The sequence below is a fragment of the Bradyrhizobium sp. HKCCYLRH1034 genome, from assembly GCF_051168375.1.
Lineage (GTDB): Bacteria > Pseudomonadota > Alphaproteobacteria > Rhizobiales > Xanthobacteraceae > Bradyrhizobium.
Map to the genome: position 1 here is coordinate 1 of NZ_JBNPUW010000007.1, position 13,898 is coordinate 13,898.

13 protein-coding genes and 1 tRNA gene are annotated in these 13,898 nt (G+C 64.3%); 5 read left to right on the top strand and 9 right to left on the bottom strand.

All coding sequences use genetic code 11. The features are described from left to right. Nucleotides 1-504: 504 nt before the first annotated feature. Together ACQR0W_RS17770 and ACQR0W_RS17775 are read right to left on the bottom strand one after the other, a co-directional pair. On the bottom strand, nucleotides 505-897 hold the full coding sequence (locus tag ACQR0W_RS17770; RefSeq protein WP_315712623.1) for a hypothetical protein: 393 nt from the start codon (nucleotides 895-897) through the stop codon (nucleotides 505-507). A 72-nt stretch (nucleotides 898-969) separates the two neighbouring features. Beyond that, nucleotides 970-1,761 (bottom strand): transporter substrate-binding domain-containing protein, encoded by a 792-nt coding sequence (locus ACQR0W_RS17775; protein WP_316167958.1) that lies wholly within the window; start codon nucleotides 1,759-1,761, stop codon nucleotides 970-972. 84 nt (nucleotides 1,762-1,845) lie between these two features. Here ACQR0W_RS17775 and ACQR0W_RS17780 point away from each other — a divergent pair, with 84 nt between their 5' ends. Continuing rightward, a complete protein-coding gene (locus tag ACQR0W_RS17780; protein ID WP_315751578.1) occupies nucleotides 1,846-2,361 on the top strand; it encodes a DUF1993 domain-containing protein in 516 nt (171 codons plus the stop codon). 124 nt (nucleotides 2,362-2,485) lie between these two features. Here ACQR0W_RS17780 and ACQR0W_RS17785 read toward each other — a convergent pair whose 3' ends face one another. The 6 genes from ACQR0W_RS17785 to ACQR0W_RS17810 form a co-directional block, all read right to left on the bottom strand. Beyond that, a complete protein-coding gene (locus ACQR0W_RS17785; protein WP_315711965.1) occupies nucleotides 2,486-2,872 on the bottom strand; it encodes a hypothetical protein in 387 nt (128 codons plus the stop codon). A 193-nt stretch (nucleotides 2,873-3,065) separates the two neighbouring features. After that, nucleotides 3,066-4,064: a hydroxyacid dehydrogenase gene (locus ACQR0W_RS17790; protein WP_315751577.1), complete on the bottom strand. Its 999-nt coding sequence runs from the start codon at nucleotides 4,062-4,064 to the stop codon at nucleotides 3,066-3,068. 28 nt (nucleotides 4,065-4,092) lie between these two features. Continuing rightward, complete coding sequence (locus ACQR0W_RS17795; RefSeq protein WP_315711961.1) at nucleotides 4,093-5,193, bottom strand: ABC transporter ATP-binding protein; 1,101 nt, start codon at nucleotides 5,191-5,193, stop codon at nucleotides 4,093-4,095. 19 nt (nucleotides 5,194-5,212) lie between these two features. Further along, entirely contained in the window at nucleotides 5,213-6,124 is a 912-nt protein-coding gene (locus ACQR0W_RS17800; protein ID WP_315711960.1) for a carbohydrate ABC transporter permease, read from the bottom strand. Then, entirely contained in the window at nucleotides 6,124-7,059 is a 936-nt protein-coding gene (locus tag ACQR0W_RS17805) for a carbohydrate ABC transporter permease (protein ID WP_315711958.1), read from the bottom strand. The genes ACQR0W_RS17800 and ACQR0W_RS17805 overlap by 1 nt, the downstream gene beginning before the upstream one ends. A 124-nt stretch (nucleotides 7,060-7,183) precedes the next feature. Next, nucleotides 7,184-8,524: an ABC transporter substrate-binding protein gene (locus tag ACQR0W_RS17810; protein ID WP_316172048.1), complete on the bottom strand. Its 1,341-nt coding sequence runs from the start codon at nucleotides 8,522-8,524 to the stop codon at nucleotides 7,184-7,186. A gap of 469 nt (nucleotides 8,525-8,993) precedes the next feature. On the opposite strand from ACQR0W_RS17810, the gene ACQR0W_RS17815 reads away from it, so the two are divergent. After that, complete coding sequence (locus ACQR0W_RS17815) at nucleotides 8,994-9,638, top strand: Spy/CpxP family protein refolding chaperone (RefSeq protein WP_316172049.1); 645 nt, start codon at nucleotides 8,994-8,996, stop codon at nucleotides 9,636-9,638. A 363-nt stretch (nucleotides 9,639-10,001) separates the two neighbouring features. Further along, nucleotides 10,002-11,333, top strand: coding sequence for a hypothetical protein (locus ACQR0W_RS17820; RefSeq protein WP_316172047.1), 1,332 nt, complete (start codon nucleotides 10,002-10,004; stop codon nucleotides 11,331-11,333). Nucleotides 11,334-11,936: 603 nt separating this feature from the next. Here ACQR0W_RS17820 and ACQR0W_RS17825 read toward each other — a convergent pair. Then, nucleotides 11,937-12,026, bottom strand: a tRNA-Ser gene (locus ACQR0W_RS17825). A 339-nt stretch (nucleotides 12,027-12,365) separates the two neighbouring features. Here ACQR0W_RS17825 and ACQR0W_RS17830 point away from each other — a divergent pair. Next, nucleotides 12,366-12,620: a hypothetical protein gene (locus tag ACQR0W_RS17830; RefSeq protein ID WP_316167964.1), complete on the top strand. Its 255-nt coding sequence runs from the start codon at nucleotides 12,366-12,368 to the stop codon at nucleotides 12,618-12,620. A gap of 332 nt (nucleotides 12,621-12,952) precedes the next feature. Further along, on the top strand, nucleotides 12,953-13,870 hold the full coding sequence (locus tag ACQR0W_RS17835) for a septal ring lytic transglycosylase RlpA family protein (protein WP_316172046.1): 918 nt from the start codon (nucleotides 12,953-12,955) through the stop codon (nucleotides 13,868-13,870). Nucleotides 13,871-13,898 lie beyond the last annotated feature (28 nt).

Sequence of the window (13,898 nt, forward strand, 5' to 3'; positions counted from 1 at the left end):
TCCAGCAGAAGCGCTTGACGAGCTGCTGTCACGAATGAAAACACTTGGTGTTGCGACCACCGATTGAGCCCGCCACCGGCATTCCCTGCGCGACGGTCTTAACGCTTATACGCAGTCTCCCTGGTGCGCCGGGCTTGTTGGCCACCATGGTCCGCGCGGCGCGTTAGCGCCGCCGCGAACGTGACACCAGCGTCGGGGTGTCAGGACCCTGCGACTTCACGTCCGCAAGCTGCCGTTCGTCCGCGTGCAAGCACGCTTTCGGCATCTCGCGGCCATCGCCTCCCCACCTCGCGTGTCGTGACGATTGCGCGCGACGCCCCTCTTCGATGAGGCGGGATGGCGGCAGTGAACCATATTTTTCTGAAAAACGAAAGTCGAATATTTTTCGCCCGGGGACTGGACAGGGGTCTTCCTACTGAAATTGCGAAAGAACATTTTGTTTCGGCGCAGCTCCTCCTTGCGGGTTCTCCTCAGGTGCCGGCAGACGGCAGCGACTTCCAGGGACTATGCACTCGGCAAATCGAGGCCGTCAGGCAGCCTGATCCACAGGACGGTTTGCGCGTCCGCGGAGTGACGCGACAGATGACCCTTTCCGTGCGTGTCCTCCACCAGCACAAACTCGCCTGCGGAGACGCGCCGCACCTCGCCGTCGCTCGTCTCGTATTCGACCGCCCCGCTCAGTCTGACGGTCAACACCCGCCCCGGAACGGTGTGCCAGTCAACCTGGCGCATACCGGCGGGGATCTGCGTAAACTCGACGCTTGAGGCGATATAGCGCTTGGAAACTTGAAACGGCTTGGCGCCGGGGGCGACGGTCACAGCCGCCGCCGTCGGGATATCCACTTCACCGAAGCGGGACTCGCCGTCGGGCGTTGCGTAGATCCGAAGACACTTCATCGCATGTCGTCCTTTGCTGGCGGGCCAGAAGATCATCCGGTCATCATTGCCCGACGGAAGACCGCGGACATGTTACTCGAACCAATTCTTGTAGATCGCCTGGTAGCTGCCGTTCTCGGTCGAGATATGCAGCCACTGGTCCACGAACGCCTTCAGCGCCACGTCGCGCTGCAGCCAGTAGGCTTTCTCGGAGAAATCGAACGGCTTCTCCGGGTGCACGGCGCAGAGCACGCCAGGATGCAGCTTCTGCTGATAGCGCGTCTCGGAGGCGTCGGTCATCATCAGGTCGGCGTCGCCCTTGGCGATCTCGTCGAAGATGGTGACGTTGTCGGGGTGGACGCGGATGTCGGCTGACTTGATGTTGGCGCGGGCGAAGCGCTCGTTGGTGCCGCCCGGATTGACCACGACCCGGGTGCCGGGCTTGTCGATGTCGGACAGCGTCTGGTACTTCGAGGTGTCGGTGCAGCGCGCGATCGGGGTCTTGCCCTCGCGCATGATCGGCGTCGAGAACAAGCCCTTCTTCTGGCGGTCGAGCGTGATCGATACGCCGCCCATCGCGACATCGAACTTGTCGGCCTCGAAATCCTTCATGAGCTGCGGCCAGCTCGTCGGCACGAACTCGACCTTGACGCCGAGCGCCTTGCCGAGCGACTCGGCCATGTCGACGTCGAAGCCGGAGAATTTTCCGGTCGCCTTGTCAAGATAGGTGAAGGGCTTGTAGTCGCCGGTCATTCCGACCCGTAAGCTGCCGCGCTGCACGATCTCGTCGAGGCGCGAGGGCTGGTCGGCGAGTGCGGCAGTGGCGAGACCGCAGGCCAGCACGGCTGCGGTCACGGCGGCGACGGTCCGGTTGAAAAATCCCATATTGAATCACCTCGCATGATGTGGCCGCGCTATTCATAGCGGAGGTCGCCACGCGCGACGAGGGGCAAGCAGGAAGGTTGGTTGATGAGCATTTCCTTGGTGCAGGCGTCGGTCGAGGTGTTCGTGCCTTATCTTCACAACCTCTCGGGGGTGCTCGACAAGGCCGCTGCCTTTGCCGAGGCGCGCCGCATCGATCCCGCCGACCTGCTGCAGGCCCGGCTCGCGCCCGACATGTACAACCTGATCCGGCAGGTCTGCGAAGCCAACCGCCACGCCACCATTGCTTGCGCGCTGCTCGCCGGCCGCGCGCAGCCGACCGTTGCCGACAGCGACACGGATATGGCCGGGTTGAAGGCGCGGATTGCAACCGCGATCGACGATGTGCGCAGCGTGCCACCTGCGGCGATCGAGGAGGGCGCGAAGCGGGAGGTCAGCTTCACCTTCCGCAACGGTGCGACGCGCAGCTTCGACGATGGCCGCTCATTGCTGCTCACGTTCAGCCTGCCGCAGTTCTTCTTTCACGTCACCACCGCCTACGACATCCTGCGTCACGCCGGCGTGCCGCTGGCGAAGCCGGACTATCTGGGCGCGCGGAGGTAGGCGCTTCCGGGGCGGGACGGCAGGCGGCCTCAAGGTCCACAAAATACGAATGGCCAGGATGGAACCCGGCCATGGGATTTGGATACATCGCAACGAAGACGGAGTGGTCCGGGCGGCCGGAGCGCTACCTCTCGCTGGGCGCAACCGGGCCCTTGCCGGTCATCTCGTTCTTCAGCGCCTCGAAGCGCTCGATCGCCTCTCGCGCGCGGGTGTCGACCGTCTTGACGGCAGCTTCGGCGGTCATCGGTCCGCTGCTCACGGCGATCGAGGTCGGCCCGACGGTCTCGTCGACATAGTAGCCGTCCTCGCCCCGCCGTGCCGTCCAGCGGAAGCGGATCGCGGAAATCGGCCCAGGTCCGAGCTTGGTGTAGCCGTCGGCCTGATCGAGTGAGACGACAGTCGCGGCAGCCTTCTTCGACGACGGCGCCGCCTTGTCTGCCGACCTCGTCGCTTCAGGCTGATCGAGAATGCTCGCTATCGTTGCGAGCGCGTGCTCGGTCGCAACACTCATGGCCGCCTCTGTTCCTACCGGCGCGCGTAAAATCCGGTGCCGATAGTCACAGTTGTAGCTGGATTTGGCCAAGTTGCAAGAATGCGTTGAAAGTTGGGCGCCAAAGCGGTGGAGAAAGGTCCTGACATCCGCGTGATGAGGGCGGGTCCTGCCTCGTCGCCGACGGGACAGGACCATTGCACCGGCCGGACGACTACAAGACGTCCTGATTGATCACGTTCTGCCGAATCGGATCGCCATCGAGCACGCTGAGAATGTTGCGCGCCGTCTGCTCGCTCATGCGGTCGACCGCCTCTCGCGTCACGCCAGCGACGTGCGGAGCCATGATCACGTTGGGCAGCGCATGCAGCGCGTGGCCGACCGGCGGCGGCTCCTGCTCGAACACGTCGAGGCCAGCGCCGGCGAGCCGGCCCGAGGACAGCGCGTCATAGAGCGCGGCCTCGTCGATCAGGCCGCCGCGCGCGGTGTTGATCAGATACGCCGTCGGCTTCATCAGCTTGAGACGCGCGGCGTTGAACAGGCCGATGGTCTCCGGGGTCTTCGGGCAGTGGATGCTGACGAAGTCGGCGCGCGGGAGCGCAGTGTCGAGATCGGCAACGGGCTCGCAGCCCGCGGCGGTGATGTCGGCTGCGGGCTTGTAGGGATCGTAGACCAGGACCTGCATCTCCATCGCGAGGCAGCGCTTGGCGGTGCGGGTGCCGATGCGGCCGAAGCCGATGATCAGCACGGTCTTGCCGTAGAGATCGAACGGCAGCACGCCGAGCCGCGCGCCCCAGGTGCCGTCCTTGACCATCGCATGCATCTCGTTGGCGCGCTTGGCCAGCGTCAGCATCATGAACAGCGCCTGCTCGGCAACCGAGGGCGAGTTCGCCGTGCCCGCGACCATCAGCGGCACCTTGTGCCTGGAGAGCGCGGGCACATCGACCGCGTCGAAGCCGACGCCGATTCGGGTGACGACTTTCATGTCGCCGGCCGCGATCAGCTCCGGCTCTCCGAAGCGCGTGGCGCCGAGCGCGACGCCGTGCACCGGCGCGTGGGACTTCAGCAGGTCGGAAAAATCCACCGCCGAGATCATGTTGGGGAACTCGATCATCTCGACATCATCGCGCGCCGCCAGCAGCGCGCGGCCCTTGGCCGAGAAGGATTCCGTGACGAGGATCTTGTTCTTGTTGGTTGCCGTCCTGGTGGTCATGTCCTGCCCTTGAAGCTTCTTATGCTCGTCAGATGACGAGGCCTGAAGCCTCATTTAGCAGGTGCATGTTGTTGAGGTCCATTGCCATGCGCAGAGGGCTGCCATCCCGCGCGCCGGCGTTGGGGTTGACCCGCCCGCAGACCGGCGTCTCGTTGAGGGTGAAGTAGACAAGCGTCTCCATGCCCATCGGCTCGGTGACGTCGAGCAGCGCCTCGAACGGCTCAATCCCAGGCTCCGCATGCGGCTTGGTCTCGGCGATGTGCTCGGGCCGGATGCCGAGCAGCAGCGGCTCGTTCCGCGACACGGATTGATAGCGCGCGGCGCGCGCCGGCGGCAGCGGAAAGGCGATCCGGTCGGTGAGGCGGATGTGGAGCCGGCCATTGGCCTCCTCGAGCCGGCACGGCACGAAGTTCATTGCGGGCGAGCCGATGAAGCCGGCGACGAAGCGTGTCGCCGGATTGTGGTACAGCTCGTTCGGCGTGCCGATCTGCTCGATGCGGCCCTTGTTCATGACCACGACACGATCGGCCAGGGTCATCGCCTCGACCTGGTCGTGGGTGACGTAGACCGTCGTGGTGCGGACCTTCTGGTGCACCTTCTTGATCTCGATGCGCATCTGCACGCGCAACTTGGCGTCGAGGTTGGACAGCGGCTCGTCGAACAGGAACACCTTGGGATTGCGCACGATCGCACGGCCCATCGCGACGCGCTGGCGCTGGCCGCCGGAGAGCTGCTTGGGCTTGCGGTCGACGAGGTCGGCGATGTCCAGCATGCGCGCGGCCTCCGCCACGCGGCTCTTGATCTCGGCCTTCGGGTAGTGCTTCAGCCGCAGCCCGAACGACATGTTCTCGGCCACCGTCATGTGCGGGTAGAGGGCGTAGTTCTGGAACACCATGGCGATGTCGCGATCCTTCGGCGGCACGTCGTTGACGACGTCGCCGCCGATCGTGATGTCGCCGTCGGAGATGTCCTCGAGCCCAGCGATCATCCGCAATGTCGTCGACTTGCCGCAGCCGGACGGGCCGACCAGCACGACGAACTCGTGGTCGGCGATATCGAGATCGATGCCCCTGACCGCCTCGACGTCGTCGTAACGCTTCACGACCTTGCGCAAGCTCACTTCAGCCATCTGTGATCAACCCCCGTCATCAGCCTTTGGTCGCGCCGGCGGTGAGCCCGGCAATGTAATAGTCCATCAGGAACGCGTAGATGATCAGCGGCGGCGCCGCGCCCAGCAGCGCGCCGGTCATGATCTGTCCCCAGTTGAAGACGTCGCCCTTGATCAGGCTCGTGACGATGCCGACCGGCAGCACCAGTTGGTCGGTCGAGGTCGTGAACACCAGCGGATACAGGAACTGCGCCCAGGAGACGGTGAAGGCGAAGATCGTCGCGGCGATCAGACCGGGCAGGGCGACGGGAATGAAGATCCGCGTCAGCGTCTGCAGCCAGGAGGCGCCGTCGATGATCGCGGCCTCGTCGAGCTCCTTCGGGATCGAGGCGAAATAGCCGATCATGATCCAGGTGCAGAACGGCACCGTCAGGGTCGGATAGATGAACAGCAGCACGTACCAGCGATTGATCAACTGGATGCCGGTGACGTCGCCGATCAGCGCGAACATCTTGAACAGCGGAATGAACAGCAGGCTGTCCGGGATCAGATAGGTCAGGAATACGCCGGTCGCCAGCGTCGCCGAGCCCCAGAACTTCATCCGCGACAGCGCGAATGCGGCGGGGATGCTGATCAGCATGGTGATGATCACCACGACGATCGAGACCATGGCCGAGTTGAAGAAGAAACGCTGAAACTGGTTCGAGGTGAGCAGCTCGACATAGTTCTCCAGCGTCGGATGGAACACCCACCACGGATTGGTCGCCGCGGAGATCTCCGCGCTGCCCTTCAGCGAGGTGATCAGCATGTAGAGCGGCGGCACCAGCGAGAAGATCGCGAACAGCGTCAGGAAGAAATACGACCAGCGCAGCGCCCAGGCGCGGTCGCGGCTCATCGAGCCATATTTGACGGTACGGGTCGGGCCGGCCTTGTCGATCGTGACGGTGCTCATCAGGACTCGTTCCCCCGCTTGTTGACGTCGCGCAGGATGAAGATGGCGGCGACCGCCAGGATCGGCACCATGAACAGCGAGACGCTGGCGCCGAGCGGAATGTCGCTGCCCTCGATGCCGACGCGGAACGCCCAGGTCGCGAAGATGTGCGTCTTGTCGAGCGGGCCGCCGGCGGTGAGGATGCGCACGATGTCGAAATTGGCGAACGTCACGATCAGAGAGAACAGCGTCGTGATCGCGATGATGTTGCGCATCATCGGCAGGGTCACGTACCAGATCCGCTGCCACCAATTGGCGCCGTCGATCGCCGCGGCCTCATAGAGCTGATCCGGGACAGATTTCAGCGAGGCCAGGTACATGATCATGAAGAACGGCGCGCCGTACCAGATGTTGACCAGGATCACCGAGAACCGCGCCCAGGCGGCATCCCCGGTCCACGGGATCGGGCCGATGCCGAAGAAGGCGAGCGTGTAGTTGAAAGCGCTGTAGGACGGGTCGAACAGCCACAGCCAGGCCAGCGTGCTCATCGCCGGCGGGATCACCCAGGGTACCAGCAGCATGCCGCGCCATTTGCGCTGCCCCTTGGCGGGGATGTTGTGGACGAAATGAGCGACGATGAAGCCGATCAGCGCCTTGAACACGACGGCCGTGATGGCGAAGATGCAGGATTGCTTGACGACCAGCCAGAACGTGTCGCGCTTGAACAGAAACTCGAAATTGCCGAAGCCGACGAAGCGCTGCATCGACTTGTTCAGGGTCGCCAGATGCACCGAATACAGGGCGGGATAGACGACCAGGAGCACGATCAGCAGGATCAGCGGCAGCGTCATCAGGAAAGCGGCGGTCGATTTCCGCTTCAACGCCCTGTGCAGACCATTGCGGCGGGCCGCGCGAGGGCGGGCGACGGCGTTTTCACCGATGGCGGCATCAACCATGAGAAAAGGCTCCTCGTGATGTCCCCTGCGACAGCGGGGTCCTCACTGGATGGGAAACACTGACAAGGTGAAAGGGGGCGGCCCGCCTGCTGAAGCGGACCGCCGGCGTTGCTTCGAGCATGCCTCAGCTGCGCATGAAGCCCTCGCACTCGCCTTCAGCCCAGGCGAGGGTCGATTCCATCTTCTCGCCCTGAGCGTAGCGCAGGCACATCTTGGTCATCGTCGCCTGCGCATAGATCTGCTGCGCGATCTTGGGCGGAGCAGGGGAGGCTGCGATCGACAGCGTCTGGTGATTATAGGGGTTGGGATAGTGATAGAGGGTCCCCTTCGGCGGTCCCTCCTCCTGCCACACCTTGAGCGTCGTCAGCTTCTGATAGGCCGGCAGATCGTAGCCGCCGCTCGCCACCACCATCTTCTCGATCGATGACGGCTTCGACAGGTGCACGATCAGGCTCTTGGCCGCCTCCTTATTCTTGGAGAACGACCAGATGCTCCAGAAGTAGGGCAGGAACGGCGCGAAGCGGCCCTTGGGGCCGGCCGGGAAGCCGTGGGTCCAGCACTGCTCGGCGATCTGCGGCGCGTCGCGCTTGGCCACCGCCCAGGCGCTCGGCGGATTCATGATCATCGCGCCCCTGCCCGAGACCAGCCATTTGTTGTTCGATGCGTCGTCCCACGAGGCGACATCCGGCGGCAGCGCCGCGATCAGCCGCTTGTAGAACTCGAGCGCCTGGCGCACGGCATCCGTCTTCACCGTGACAGCGCCCTTGGCGTTGACGAGATCCGCGCCGAACGCCTGGAAGAACGCGCCGGCGGAGTCCACGCTGTCGGTGGTTTCGCCAAGCCCGATGCCGAACGGCACGCCAGCCTTATGGCAGGCCTCCGCCGCTTTCAGGAAGGTCTCCGTGGTCCAATTGTCGGCCTTCGGTGGAGATCCGGCCGGATACATCTCCTGCACATCGATGCCCGCATGCTTCTTCATCAGATCGATGCGGGAGCAGGGACCCTTGATCTGACTGCCGACGCAGGCCGGCACGGCGAGCCATTTGCCGCCGGACTGTCCGAGATATTTGACGGTGCCGTTGACCTCGCCGTTCTCCTGGATGATCGGCTCCATGATGTCGTTGACCGGCTCCAGCAGTTCCGCATGCGCATGCGGCCACCAGGTCGGCATGGCGATCAGATCGTGGCCGGACTTCGCGGCGCCCTCGGCGGCGATCGTCAGCTCGATCTTCTTGCCCTGGCTGGTGATGTAGTCGATCTGGACCTCGACCTTCTCCTTGGCGGCCCACTCGTTGACGAGATCGGTCGAGGCCTGGTTGGCGCCCGGAACCCAATGGTCCCAGAAGCCGATCGAGAGCTTGCCGGCGGCGTAGGCGCCGCGCACATAGGGCGCGGCAATCATGACCGCCGAGGTGGCAGCGGTCGCAGCAACGAATTGTCGGCGGTTCAGCTTCCTCCGTGACATGGCGTTCCCTCCCTGGTGAGCCAAGCATTCTGTCGATGCGAATCCGATTTGTTAGTTGTTGCGTCGCGTCATGCGCGCATGGATTTCGCTTGGATGCAATCAGAGCAGAATTGCGAGCGGCTGTCGAGAAAGCCGGTGAGGCGAATCCTAGAACTAATGGCGTGCACAATTCGTCGCAGGTTCCGCAACTGATTGCATCGCAGTGCTGAGCGCTGCAGTGCAAAGCGCGTCTCGGCCGAGCAGGAAGCCGAGAGGAACCAGTGTAGCTGGGCGCGTCGGATGCATCGCACTGCATGCGGTAGATGGACTTGCGCGTTGCGGCAACGGTAGAATTCGTTGGAATCATGGTCGTCACGACCAGCGACTGCGCACGGAGCCTGAACTGATGATGATGAGCCCCGGCATCTGGCGCCGGTCTCTCCGGTGCATCGCAATAGGAGTGTCAATAGGCCTCATTGGCCTTGTGGGCCTGCCGCGTCAGCCTGCCGCGCAGGGCCTGTTCAAGGGCGTCGAGCAGGGTGCGCGCGAAGGCAACAGGGCGGCGGGCCCGGTCGGCGGTGTGCTCGGCGGCGCGATCGGCGGTGTCGTCGGCGTGGTCACCGGCGTGACCGCGGCGTTCACCGGCAACAGCGGCCAGCAGAGTGCGCAGCCCGAGGCGCCGCCGGCCGAGGGCAGGAAGGCGAAGCCTTCCAAGGCGACGAAGACGAGCAAGGTCGCCAAGGCGACGCCGATGCTGACGCAGCCGGGCGCCCCGCAACTCACGGCCGACCAGATCGTCGCCAACAGCGATAGCAATATCGAGCGCCTGAAGACCGGGCTGAACCTGACGGAAGAGCAGGCGAAGAACTGGGGTCCGTTCGCCAACGCGATGCACGCGCTCGGCCGCAACGGCGCGGATCGACTCGAGCTGCGCATCGCGCGGTCGAAGCGCGATCCGCCGGACGACATCGTCGAGCAGATGCGCAACGAGGCTCAGTTCCTGGTCGATCGCGCCGCCGACCAGCGCGCGGTGGCCGACACATCGGAACCGCTGTTCACCAGCCTCGACGACAAGCAGAAGCAGATCTTCATCGACGAGATGGTGCGCCTGAGTCGCGAGCGCGGACTGGACTAGCTCAACGGAGTTGGCGTCGTCGCGGCCGTGCCCGTTGGCAACAGCGGCGCCGGCGGCGTGCCGTGACGCATGACCACCGCACTCGCGCCGCATCGCGGTGTATTAATACCCTCAAATGGCCATTAGTCGCGCGGCATGCACATTTTTCGGGCACGAGCGGGCGCGGCTCGCGCAACGTGCCGGCCATCATCGCTGCCTCTGCAACCGAATTGCGATGCAGTTTGATGTACATTGCAATTGTATTACATGGAGAGCCGGAGCCGGCAGGGCGGTCTTCGCAGGCGTGCTGAATCGCAGCGATCGGGCGGCAGACGATCAGCAGGCCGTTCGGCTCGATTTCTTGGAGGATTATTGTTGTCGAGAGTGCGACTGCGCCGGTGGATCCAGAACCGGCTGGGGATTGACACCGCCAGCACCGAAAGCCGCCTCGATGCGGATGTGAAACGCTTCGTCGATGCGCTGCAAGCGGAGTTGATCGCCGCGAAGGACGAGTCCGAGCGGTACAGGCGCATCACGGAAGAAAGGGGCGTGATCATGGGCCGCCTGCGCGACGAGCGCGACGGCTATAGGCTGGAGTGGGAGGCGGCGTCCGCGGAGCTTCGCCGGCTGGCGCGTAAGCGCCTGGCCGTGGTCTCGGACAATGGAGCGACGCGCCCCTCCGGCAATGGCCGCGACGCGGCCCTGAGGAATTCTCCGCCTTCCGCGCTGCGGGTGCTGTGCGTCGGCACCGGCCGGGACGGCACGACGTCGCTGACGCGGATGATGCAGGAGGTGTTCGACAACCAGGGCAACGGCGACAGGGCCGTGCACGAATGGGCGTCGAGCGAGCTCAATGAGCTGTTCTGCCAGCTCAAGGAAACCAACGATCCCGGCTTCACGGATCAGATTCGTCAGACGATCCTCGATTGCCCCCATGCGTGCGTCGTCGGCAATGGTTATGCGGCCGTGCTGCCGATCATCGCCGAGCTCCTCGGCGATCAGGTCACGCTGGTGCATCTGCGCCGGCGTGACCGCGCGGCATGCATCGCAAGCCTGGTGGAGAATGCCGAGCTGTCGCCGCAGAACCACCTCTACTACGCCGACTCGCCGGCCGCGCAGCGCAAGCGTCCGACCGCTTTCCACTTCGGAGAGATGTCGAAGCAGCAATGGATGGATCTGTCGCTGGCCGACAAGTTCGGCTGGTACTACGACAAGACCCACGCCTTGATCGAACGCTACAAGAGCATGTTCCCGAACACGCTCTCCGTCGATACCGAGGACCTCAACGCGGACAGCGTGCGCCTCGCGCTGGCCCAAGCGGCCGGCAGTGCCGAGGCGCCGCGCGCCTTCCACGTCAACCGGTTCGTCGATCTGCGCCATGTGCCGCCCGATCGGCGCAGCTTCGTGCAGCGGCTGCTCGGCCAGCTCGACGTCCAGAAGCTCGCCCATGACGACCTGTACGGGCTGCGGCAGGTGCTCAACGAGATGATCTATCATCTCTCGCATTTTCCCGACGCGGCGCCGGGCGCGGTGGATGAGCTGCGCTGGACGCTGACTGAGATGCACGGCCTTCTCGACAGCCGCATCCGCGACGTTCGCGAACTGATGGAGCGGGTCGGCGTGCCGCCCGAGACCGCCGGCGCTGTGAACGGCCACCGCGCGCCGCAGGCAAGCCCTGGAGCGCACCCTGGTCGTTGGCCAGGCGCCCGGCTCTGAGCACGGGGAGGCGGCGGGCGCCTCGCCAGCGTTGCGCAGCCAGCCGGTCCATCGCACGCACTGCGATCAGCAACAAGTTCGGGGACGTGGAAGAGGACGAGATCGTCGCAAAGCTGATCTGAGAACGACCCGCCGGCTCCGCACCGGCGGGTTTAGTGTTTGGCCCGGACTACGCCCTAGTCGAACGCCTCTGGTTTGGTTTTTCCAGTCCCTTCGCACTTTGGACACTCACGATAGGGCTCGTTTTTCTTGCCCCATCGAACCGGCCGCATTTCCACGTGATAGCCTTTGCCCGCGCAAGCTTCGCATTGTGTCATGCCAACTCACCTCCTCTCGAAGCCCATGGTTGGGCCGCGGGGGCGAGTGCATCCCCTTATGCAATCGGCAACAACGCACCCGGTCAAAGCATCGCGCTTGGCATCCGGACAGCTTCAAGGAATGGCCGAGCGCGAGCCTTTGCCCTCGACAGGACCGCCAAGCACAAGGACAGCCAGAGCAGGGCAGTCAGCAGGACAAGGCCGAAAGCAATCCTGAGCGCATTGTGCCTTGGATTGCGCGCTGGAAGCCTAAGCGCTCTGCAAATTATTGATTTTATTGATGTCTTGGCGGAAGGGGTGGGATTCGAACCCACGGTACCCTTGCGGGCACGCCGGTTTTCAAGACCGGTGCCTTAAACCACTCGGCCACCCTTCCATCCGGCGTCGTGTCCGGGACGTCGGCGACGTCCACGCCACGGCGGCGCGGTATCGACGCGATCCTTGTTTAGGGTGCGGGCTTGCGGCTCGTCAACGGCGCATTCACGCCTGCCCGGACGGCCTCAGCTCAAAGCCCGCGCTCACCTGAGCGCAAAAGCCATCAGGCCGGAGCACAAGATTGCCGTGCTCAGCGCTGCCAGGGCGAGAAAGCTCCCCGAGAGCAGGTCTTGGTGTCGCAACGCTTGATGTCGTAAATCTTGGTGTCGCATGGGCCACCTGCTGCGGCTGCGCTACCGGTCCGATCTCGCACCGGCCGGAGAAAACCGAGGGCCGGGCGATGAGCGGTCTGGATGATCTGCTGGTCGAAACTGCCAGCTTCAGGGATGCTCCTGAAGTGTCGTTATTGAAGCGGACGCAAACATCGACGCGGACGAGAGCCGACCATGGCGTCGGCTGTCCGATCTGTCCGGACTCAGGCCCGCGAGCGGACGCCTTCAAACGCATGAGCAAGGAAGATCCCGGCGCCAACCAAGCCCATCACTGCCGTCATTGCTTCGATCATAGCGAACACACCCTGTTGCGCCCCACGTGAAGCAAACGACGTGCAGCCCTGCACAGTCAAAATGATTCAGGTCCCGGGAAATGAGAACACTCGTAGGTGAGGATTTCACGCAACATATGTGTCCAAAAAGGTGCACTCGCAACACGGAGGCACAGCGGAGTGCACGCCTGGGCGGCCACCGTCCACGTCACAACCGCAGGAAAGCTCCGGTTAACCACGGCGGGGCCCACCCCATTTCCGCCGTCTTCGGGTTGCGTTATCCTTGTGCATTGAGTTGCGGGGATGCGACTCGGGGACAAGCCGGGACGCGCGGGCCTGACGGGATGGCTCGGCTGCGACCGGCACATTGGTAATTGGGGTCGATGGGGATTGGTCAAACAGATCCGGTCGAGAGAGCGGTGCGCAGTGCCGTCGCCGTCCTCGCCTGCCTGATGGTCGCGAACTGCGCCTCTTCCAACAAGTTCGCCAGCAAGGTCGATCCGAAATACGGCGTGTCGTCGAGCCCGCGCGTCGTCGGATTCGGCGAGCCGGTGCCGAAGGGCGGTGGCGTCTACCGCATCGGCAAGCCCTATACCGTCGCCGGCAAGACCTATGTTCCCGAGGAGGACACCAACTATCGCGCCGAGGGCATGGCCTCTTGGTATGGCGATGATTTTCACGGCCGGCTGACCGCCAATGGCGAGGTCTTCGACATGACGTCGCTGACGGCCGCCCATCCGACCCTGCCGCTGCCGAGCTACGCCCGCGTCACCAATCTCGCCAACGGCAAATCGCTCATCGTCCGCATCAATGATCGCGGCCCGTACCACGGCAACCGGCTGATCGACGTCTCCAACAAGGCGGCCGATCTGCTCGAGTTCAAGGGCAACGGCGTCGCCCGCGTCCGCGTCGAATATGTCGGCCGCGCCCCTCTCGAAGGGTCCGACGATACCCAACTGATGGCAACCCTGCGCACCGGCATCCCGGCGCCGGCGCCTTCTCTCGTCCGCGTCGCCTCCGCCCGGCCGTTCGTTCCCGAGATCGGCTCAGGCCGCCCGATTCGCGGCGAGGTCCCGCTGCCCGAGGGGCGTCCCTACACGCTCGGCAACACCTCCGCCGACCTGGCATCGGTTGCCGCGACGTCGGAGATGTCGGCCTCCAGCCGGACCCGCGGACGGAGCCTCGATAACCCGCGCGCGGTGTCCTACGATCAGGGCGGCCGATACGTGCCGTCATCGAGCGGCGCGGCGGACGGCGCTGACGAGGCCCGCGAGATCCTTGGCGGCCGCGGACTGTACTGATCTTCCATACGATCTCGCACGTCGAACC